General features: G+C 74.0%; 5 protein-coding genes and 1 pseudogene. 3 read left to right on the forward strand and 3 right to left on the reverse strand.

Annotation, left to right across the window (positions count from 1 at the left end; all coding sequences use genetic code 11):
* Positions 1-127: 127 nt before the first annotated feature.
* The 3 genes from AB0912_RS30900 to AB0912_RS30910 form a co-directional block, all read right to left on the reverse strand.
* On the reverse strand, positions 128-2,485 hold the full coding sequence (locus tag AB0912_RS30900; RefSeq protein ID WP_366705674.1) for an excinuclease ABC subunit UvrA: 2,358 nt from the start codon (positions 2,483-2,485) through the stop codon (positions 128-130).
* A gap of 108 nt (positions 2,486-2,593) precedes the next feature.
* Entirely contained in the window at positions 2,594-3,646 is a 1,053-nt protein-coding gene (locus tag AB0912_RS30905; RefSeq protein WP_366705676.1) for an LLM class flavin-dependent oxidoreductase, read from the reverse strand.
* 116 nt (positions 3,647-3,762) lie between these two features.
* On the reverse strand, positions 3,763-4,263 hold the full coding sequence (locus AB0912_RS30910) for a methylated-DNA--[protein]-cysteine S-methyltransferase (protein ID WP_366705678.1): 501 nt from the start codon (positions 4,261-4,263) through the stop codon (positions 3,763-3,765).
* A gap of 577 nt (positions 4,264-4,840) precedes the next feature.
* Between AB0912_RS30910 and AB0912_RS30915 the strand changes: the two genes are divergently transcribed.
* The 3 genes and pseudogenes from AB0912_RS30915 to AB0912_RS30925 form a co-directional block, all read left to right on the forward strand.
* On the forward strand, positions 4,841-5,614 hold the full coding sequence (locus tag AB0912_RS30915) for a nuclear transport factor 2 family protein (RefSeq protein ID WP_366705680.1): 774 nt from the start codon (positions 4,841-4,843) through the stop codon (positions 5,612-5,614).
* Positions 5,615-5,691: 77 nt separating this feature from the next.
* A complete protein-coding gene (locus tag AB0912_RS30920) occupies positions 5,692-6,660 on the forward strand; it encodes an aldo/keto reductase (RefSeq protein WP_366705682.1) in 969 nt (322 codons plus the stop codon).
* A gap of 293 nt (positions 6,661-6,953) precedes the next feature.
* Positions 6,954-8,097, forward strand: a pseudogene (locus AB0912_RS30925) (hydrolase); the annotation flags it as partial.

Below are 8,097 nucleotides of genomic sequence, written 5' to 3' on the forward strand. Positions count from 1 at the left end.
CGCCACGACGTGACGACCGGGACGGCGGGACGGTAGGGCGGCGGGACGGCGGCGGGCCAGCAGGACAGCGGGAATGGCGGGGCGGCAGGGCGGCAGGGCGGTAGGCCTGCAGGGTGGCAGCACAGGCCTACCCGTTCTGCCCCAGCGCCCGGGCGAGGTGTGGCGCCGTCCTGCTGTCGGCCGCCCGCGCCACCTGGCCGGGCGGTCCGGCGGCGACGATCCGGCCGCCCTCCGCGCCCCCGCCGGGACCGAGGTCGATCACCCAGTCCGCGCCCGCCACCACCGCCATGTCGTGCTCGACCACCACGACGGTGTGACCGGCGTCCACCAGCCCGTGCAACTGGCGCATCAGCACCTCGACATCGGCCGGATGCAGCCCGGTCGTCGGCTCGTCCAGCAGATAGAAGGTGTGGCTTCGCCGCATCCGCTGCAACTCGCTCGCCAGCTTGATGCGTTGTGCCTCCCCGCCCGACAACTCCGTGGCGGGCTGGCCCAGTCGCAGATAGCCGAGGCCCACGTCGAGCAGCGTGTCGAGGCTGCGCGAGACGGCCGGGGTGCCGGTGTCGGCGAAGAACCCGGCCGCCGCCTCCACGGTCAGGTCGAGAATCTGCGCGATGTTCCGCCCCCGGTACGTCACGTCGAGCGTCTCGGGGTTGTAGCGGGCGCCCCCGCAGTCCGGGCAGGGGGCATAGGTGCTGGGCAGGAAGAGCAGCTCCACGCTGACGAAGCCCTCGCCCTGGCAGGTCTCGCAGCGACCGCCCGCCACGTTGAAGGAGAAGCGCCCGACCCCGTAACCGCGCGCCTTCGCCCCCTCGGTGGCGGCGAACACCTTGCGCACGACGTCGAACAGCCCCGTGTACGTGGCCAGGTTGGAGCGGGGTGTGCGGCCGATGGGCTTCTGGTCGACGCTGACGAGCCGTCCGACGCCCGCCAGTTCCTCCGTCACCTCGCCGATCAGCGTCGACTTCCCGGAGCCGGAGACACCGGTGACGGCGGTCAGCACGCCGAGCGGGAACTCGGCGGTGACGTCCCGCAGGTTGTGCCGGGTCACCGGACCCACCTTCACCTGGCCGCGGGGCTCGCGCAGCGTGCGGGCCGGGGCGGGGGAGCGGTCGAAGAGGAAGCGCGCGGTCGCCGACTCCCGTACGGATTCAAGGCCCGCGACCGGACCGCTGTGCAGCACCCGGCCGCCGTGCTCGCCCGCCCGCGGACCCACGTCGACCAGCCAGTCCGCGCCCCGCACGACGTCGAGGTTGTGCTCGACCACGAACACCGAGTTGCCCGCCGCCTTCAGCCGCTCCAGCACGGTGAGCAGCGCCTCGGTGTCCGCCGGGTGCAGTCCGGCGGACGGCTCGTCCAGCACGTACACCACACCGAACAGCCCGGACCGCAACTGCGTTGCCAGGCGCAGCCGTTGGAGTTCACCGGCCGACAGCGTCGGCGTGGGCCGGTCCAGACTGAGGTAGCCGAGGCCGAGTTCGGCCACCGGCGCGATCCGGGAGCGGAGGTCATCGGTCAGGACACGGGCGGTCTCCGAGCCGGCGGTCAGGGACCCCGCGAGTTCGGTCAGCGGCAGCGCGGCCAGCTCGGCGATCGTCCGGCCCCCGACGGTCACCGCCAGCGACTCGGCGCGCAGCCTGCTGCCCCCGCACACGGGGCACGGGGTGGCGGACAGGAACCGCTCGGCCTTCGTCCGCAGCGTCGGGCTCTTCGTGTCGGAGAACGTCTTCAGGACGTACCGCCGCGCGCTCATGTACGTGCCCTGGTACGGGCGTTGGATGCGCCCCGCGTCCCGCACCGGGTGCACGGTGACCACCGGCTGCTCGTCCGTGAACAGGATCCACTCCCGTTCCTCGGCCGGCAGTTCGCGCCAGGGCCGGTCCACGTCGTGGCCGAGCGCGTCGAGGACGTCCCGCAGGTTCTTGCCCTGCCAGGCCCCCGGCCAGGCCGCGATCGCGCCCTCGCGGATCGAGAGCGACGGATCGGGGACGAGCAACTCCTCGCTCGTCCGGTGCACTTGGCCCAGGCCATGGCACTCGGGGCAGGCGCCGGCCGCCGTGTTCGGGGAGAACGCGTCCGAGTCGAGCCGCTCCGCGTCCGCCGGATAGTCACCGGCCCGCGAGAACAGCATCCGCAGCGAGTTGGACAGGTTGGTGACCGTGCCCACCGACGAACGGGAGGTCGGCGCCGACCTGCGCTGCTGGAGCGACACCGCGGGCGGCAGCCCCGTGATCTCCCCGACCTTCGGCGCCCCGACCTGGTGGATCAGCCGCCGCGCGTAAGGGGCCACCGACTCGAAGTAGCGGCGCTGCGCCTCCGCGTAGACCGTCCCGAACGCCAGCGACGACTTCCCGGACCCGGACACCCCGGTGAACACCGCCAGCACGTCACGCGGGATGTCGACGTCCACACCCCGCAGATTGTGCTCCCGGGCCCCGCGGACACGGACGTACGCATCATGGGAACCGGGGCGGGGGCTGGGCATCGGCGGACTCCTGTGGCCGCCCGCTACCGGAACCGAAGAGCCTTCGGACCGGGCGTGGGCCGGATCGGTCGGACCCCACCGGCGGCGGGGCGGGCAAACCCCACGATTCTAGGCGGGCGTCAGTCCCGCGACCCGGGCCAGACGGCGGTAGGAGTCCAGCAGGGCCGTCCGGTCGTACGTACTCGTCGTGACCAGCACCTCCTGGGCGCCGGTCTCCTTGAGGACCGTGCGCAGCTCGTCGGCCACCTGCTCCTCGGTCCCGGCGATGTGGCCGGTCAGACCGGACGCGTAGAAGCCGCGCTCCTTCTCCGTCATGTCGAGCGCCTCGACCCGTTCGGCGGGCGGCAGCGGCGGAAAGGTGCCGTGGGTGCGGGCGTACGCCATCGACCAGGCCTCCGGCAGCAGCAGCCGCCGGGCCTCCTCGGGACTCCCCGCCACCGCGACCGTCCCGGAGATCACGACGTAGGGCCGCTGCGCCCAGCCGGAGGGCCGGAAGGCGGCACGGTACTCGTCGACGCCACGCCGCAGCTTCTCCCGGTTCCGCAGGTCCCCGATGACCAGCGGGAGACCGGCCCGGGCGGCGATCCCGGCGCCCTCGCCCAGGGCCAGCACGAACGGCGGCACGGTCAGCCCCTCGGCGGGGCGGGCGCGCACCCCGGTCGGCGAGGTGCCGCGGAACCAGCCGAGCAGCTCGTCGAGCTGCGCCGTGTAGTCCTCGGACCCGGCGGCGTCCTTGTCCCGGCCGAGCGCCCGGCGCACCCCGTCGGTGAAACCGACGGAACGGCCGACGCCCATGTCGATCCGCCCGGGAAACAGGGACTCCAGGACGCCGAACTGTTCCGCCACGACCAGCGGCCGGTGGTTGGGGAGCATCACCCCGCCGGTGCCGACCCGGATCGTGCGGGTGGCGGCGGCCACCGCCGCGGCCAGCACCGTGGGCGCCGATCCGGCGACACCGGGCACCCCGTGGTGCTCGGCCACCCAGAACCGGTGGTAGCCGAGCCGCTCCAGCTCACCCGCCAGCGCCACGCTGTCCCGCAGCGCCTCGGCCGGGGTGTGGCCCTCTCGGACCCGGGAGCGGTCGAGCACCGAGAACCGCACGCCCTCGCCGGGCGGCGGCTGTGCCCCGTCGGGGGAATCCGCGCGTGGCTCGCTCCGCATGGCCGCTCCGGTCGGTCGTCACCGTCGTCCCGGCGCTCCTCGGCCGGTCCCCAGCGCCGTCCATGATCCGCCCGGGCTCCCCGGCCGGGCAAGGCGGCCCCCGGGAGCCGCGCGCATCACACCGGCACGTTCTCCAGGTCCAGCAGCAGCCGCTTGCGCTCCAGGCCCGCCGCGTAGCCGGTGAGCGCCCCGTTCGCGCCGATCACCCGGTGGCAGGGGCGCACCACCAGCAGCGGGTTCGCCCCGATCGCCGTACCGACGGCCCGCACGGCGGCCCGGGGCGCGCCGATCCGCGCCGTGATCTCCCCGTAGCTGAGCGTGGTGCCGTACGGGATGTCCTCCAGGGCCTTCCACACGCGCCGCCGGAAGTCGCTGCCGCCGGGCACGTACTCGATGTCGAAGGAGGTGAGCCCGCCCGCGAAGTACGAGCGGAGCTGGGCCTCGATCTCCCGGAAGGCGTCCGGGTCCGCGCGCCAGCCGTCCTGGACGGCCGCGCCGTTCTTCTGGCCCGGCAGGGAGAGCGCGGCCAGCGCCGTCCCGCCCTTCGCGGTGGCAGACGCCTCACCCACCAGCAGCAGCCGCCCGAGCGGGCTGTCCATCGTCGTGTAGACCGTCATCGGTCCGGTTCCTTTCCCAGGTCCCTGGCTGTGTCCACCCCCAACAGTGCCCCGCGCGCGGCGCCGCGTCCGGCGGGATTCGGACATCGCGCTACGGCCGGGCCCGGGGCCGCCGCGGCGGGCGCGGCCGGGGCACGCCACCATCGCCCATGGTCCCGGACGGGCGCACGACATGGTGCCGCACCGCCCCCCGAGCCGGGCCGCACGGCATGGTGTCGAGCCGGGTCGCACGGCGGGTGCCGCACCGCCCCCCGAGCCCTGCCGCACGGCATGGTGCCAAGCCGGGCCGGACGGCGGGTGCCGCCCCGTTTCCCCGAGCCGGGTCGCCCGGTGGGTACCGCACCGTTCCACCGCGCCCGGTCGCACGGCGGGTACCGCACCGTTCCACCGCGCCCGGTCACATGGAACGCGCCCGGTCACATGGGGGTGCCGCACCGTTTCCCGCGCTGGGGTCGCGCCCCGGCCCGTCCGGGACCACGATCGAAGACGACCGCCCCGCGATCGAGGACGACCGCGGGGGAAGACCACCGCACGACCACGCGGCACCGCCCCCACGCGGCACCGCCCAGGAGTCCCCATGGTCTGGATCCCGGAGATCGCCGATCTCGTCGACCGGCTCGGCGCCGCCGATCTCGCCGACGCGCTGCGCGACCCCGCGTCGGCCACCGTACCCGTCGCCCTGGACGACCCGGAGGCGGGCCGGATCAGCGGTGTGGCCGTCCTGGCCGCCTGGCTGGAGGTGCAGGACACCTGGCGGGCCGAGCACAAGGTCGACATCGAGGAGGTCGCCGCCACGCTCGACGGGCGGCGGGCCGTGGGCGAGTGGATCGTGCACCTGGAGGGACCCGACGGCGAGCGTGCCGGACTGCCCGTGGCCGCCGCCGTCGACCCCGCCTCCAGACTGCCGGTGCGCATCCACCACTCCCGCCGGCCGCTGCTCGGCCGGCATGTCGTGCGCCGCCCGATGCTGCGGCCGGACCCCGCCGCGCACGCCTCCGACGTGGTGGGCGACTACACGGCCGCCCTCGATGCCGGGGACACCGCCGCCGTGGTCGCCGCGTTCGCCCCGGACGGCACCTTCCGGGGCCCCTCCGAGGAGACCTGCCGGCACGCCGGGCCGCGTGAGCTGACCGAGCTGTACGACGGCCTGTTCGCCGCGGGCGGCGGCATCCCGCTCAAACTGTGCACGGTGACGGAGGACGGCACCCGCAGCGCCTTCGAGTACATCTGCGACCGCTGGGGCGACGCCGACCTCCCGCCACAGCCCGGGCTCGCGGTCTGCGCGCGCGGCGGCGACGGCCTGATCGCCTCGGCCCGGATGTACGACGACGTCGAAGGGCCCGTCGAGTAGGCCTGCGGGGCGCCAATGGCGGGCAGGGAACAGTTCCCGGCTCTGCCACCCCACCGCCAGTGAAAGCAGGAATGACCATGCAGTACGTGAAGCTCGGTTCGACGGGTCTGGACGTCTCCCGGATCTGCCTGGGCTGCATGAGTTTCGGCCTCCCCGACCGCGGCACCCACGCCTGGACCCTCGACGAGGAGGCCTCGCGCCCGCTGATCCGCCAGGCACTGGAGGCCGGGATCACCTTCTTCGACACCGCGAACGTCTACTCCGACGGCACCAGCGAGGAGATCGTCGGACGGGCGCTCGCCGAGTACGCGCGCCGCGACGAGATCGTCCTCGCCAGCAAGGTGAACGGCGCGATGCACGAGGGCCCCAACGGGCGCGGCCTGTCCCGCAAGGCGATCATGACCGAGATCGACAACAGTCTGCGCCGCCTCGGCACCGATCACGTCGACCTGTACCAGATCCACCGTTTCGACCACGAGACCCCCGTCGAGGAGACGATGGAGGCCCTGCACGACGTGGTGAAGGCGGGCAAGGCCCGCTACATCGGGGCGAGTTCGATGTACGCCTGGGAGTTCTCCAAGATGCAGTACACCGCCGCCCTGCACGGCTGGACGAAGTTCGTCTCCATGCAGAACCACTACAACCTTCTCTACCGCGAGGAGGAGCGCGAGATGCTGCCCCTCTGCGCCGACCAGGGTGTCGGGGTCCTGCCGTGGAGCCCGCTCGCGCGCGGCCGGCTCACCCGCGACTGGGACACCAGCACCGAACGCAGCCGTAGCGACGACTTCGGCCGCCGGCTGTACCAGGACGGCGACCGGGAGATCGTCGACGCCGTCGCCCGCATCGCCACGCGGCAGGAGGTCCCGCGAGCCCGGGTCGCGCTCGCCTGGCTGCTGCGGCGGAATACCGTCACCGCGCCCATCGTCGGCGCCACCAAGCCCGCGCACATCGAGGACGCGGTCGCCGCGCTCGACGTCGACCTCACCGACAAGGACGTGGAGGAGCTGGAACAGCCCTACACGCCCCGGGCGATCAGCGGTCACTGAACCCCCGGCGCCCTGGGTATTCGGGCGATCAGCGGTCACTGAACCCGGGCTGCCCGGGGCATTCGGGCTGCCTGGCGTGCCCCGGGTAAATCGGCATTCGCAATTCGCGGGGGCCGGGCTGACATTTGGTCAATATCCCGGCCCCGCACCGCATGAGGAGAAATTCCGGGTTCGCTTGTTCCGGATCGCCGCGCTGTGCAAAGGTGGGGCTTGTCGGCGTGCGGACAATATTCGCCCGCCCCTGTGTGCGTAAGGCGCGCCCCGTTCCCCACGTCTCGGAAGGAAAAGCGGACGTGAATGACGGAGCGCCGTCCCCTTCCTCCGGCCACGGTGTTCTGCCCGAGGTCGTTCCGGACGCCCGGCTCGCCGCCGAGTTGCGCAAGAGCCCGGGCGGAACGCCCGCCAACGAGCCCGTCGGGGAACTCCTGGACCGCCACTGGGAATCGGTCTTCACCTATGCGCGGCTGTGCGCCGACGGTGTCCGCCCGGCCGGAATCCTCACCACGGCCGCCTTCACCCGCCTGTTCGGCGACTGTCTGCACCAGGGCGGGCCGACCGCCGCCTGGCGGCACCAACTCCTCGTCACCGTACGGCGGATGGCGGGCGAATGGCTCACGGACGACCGGCGTGGCCTCCTCGCCCCCGCGCTCCTCGCCGACGCGGACCGGGCCGCGCCCGGCACCGACCCGCTGCTGCCGCCGGAGGACAGGCGGCTGCTGGCCCGCGCCTTCCACCGGCTGCCCGAACCCGCCCGCTGCCTGCTGTGGCACGGCGAGACCGAGGGCGAGCGACTGGCGGTGCCCGCGGCCCTGTTGGGGCTCCCGGTGGCGGAGGCGCCCGCCGAACTGCGGCGCGCACGCGAGCGGTTGCGCGAAAACTGTGTGGAGGTCCACCGCGAACTCGCCCCCGAGGGGGAGTGCCGCCGCTACCACCGGATGCTGGACGTATCGCTGCGCCGCGGCGGCGCCGACCTCGACCCCGACCTGCGGCTCCATATGACCCGGTGCGGCCACTGCCGTTACGCGGCCGACCAGTTGAACCAGTTCCACGGCTCCCTCGCCGTCCCGCTCGCCGAAGCGGTCCTCGGCTGGGGCGCCCGCCCGTACGCGGCGTCCCGGCGGACACCGGCCGGCGGCACCCCGTCCCCGGCGGCCGTGCCGGGCGACGACAGGGACGCCGAGGGGCCGTTCGGCCGACGAGGTCCGGCCCTCGCGGCCGGCTGGAACACGGGCACCGGCGCGGGCCCCCACGCGGGGCAGCGTGTGGGCCCCGGCGCGGCACTGGACGCGGGCCCCGGCGCGGCGGACCCGATCGTCGAGTTCCGGCTCGGGATCGACACCTCACCGCTGCCGGCACCGCCCCCGCCCTTCTCCCCGCTCTCCGCCCCGGCCACGGGCGCCCCTGACGGTTCGGCCGGACCGGCGCCCACGCGGCCGG

The organism is Streptomyces sp. NPDC007084, assembly GCF_040703595.1.
Taxonomy (GTDB): Bacteria; Actinomycetota; Actinomycetes; order Streptomycetales; family Streptomycetaceae; genus Streptomyces.

What these genes read in the sequence shown, in the direction of transcription:
- AB0912_RS30900 (WP_366705674.1), bottom strand. Translation starts at nt 2,485, where the DNA reads ATGCCCAGCCCCCGCCCCGGTTCCCATGATGCGTACGTCCGTGTCCGC.
- AB0912_RS30905 (WP_366705676.1), bottom strand. Translation starts at nt 3,646, where the DNA reads ATGCGGAGCGAGCCACGCGCGGATTCCCCCGACGGGGCACAGCCGCCG.
- AB0912_RS30910 (WP_366705678.1), bottom strand. Translation starts at nt 4,263, where the DNA reads ATGACGGTCTACACGACGATGGACAGCCCGCTCGGGCGGCTGCTGCTG.
- AB0912_RS30915 (WP_366705680.1), top strand. Translation starts at nt 4,841, where the DNA reads ATGGTCTGGATCCCGGAGATCGCCGATCTCGTCGACCGGCTCGGCGCC.
- AB0912_RS30920 (WP_366705682.1), top strand. Translation starts at nt 5,692, where the DNA reads ATGCAGTACGTGAAGCTCGGTTCGACGGGTCTGGACGTCTCCCGGATC.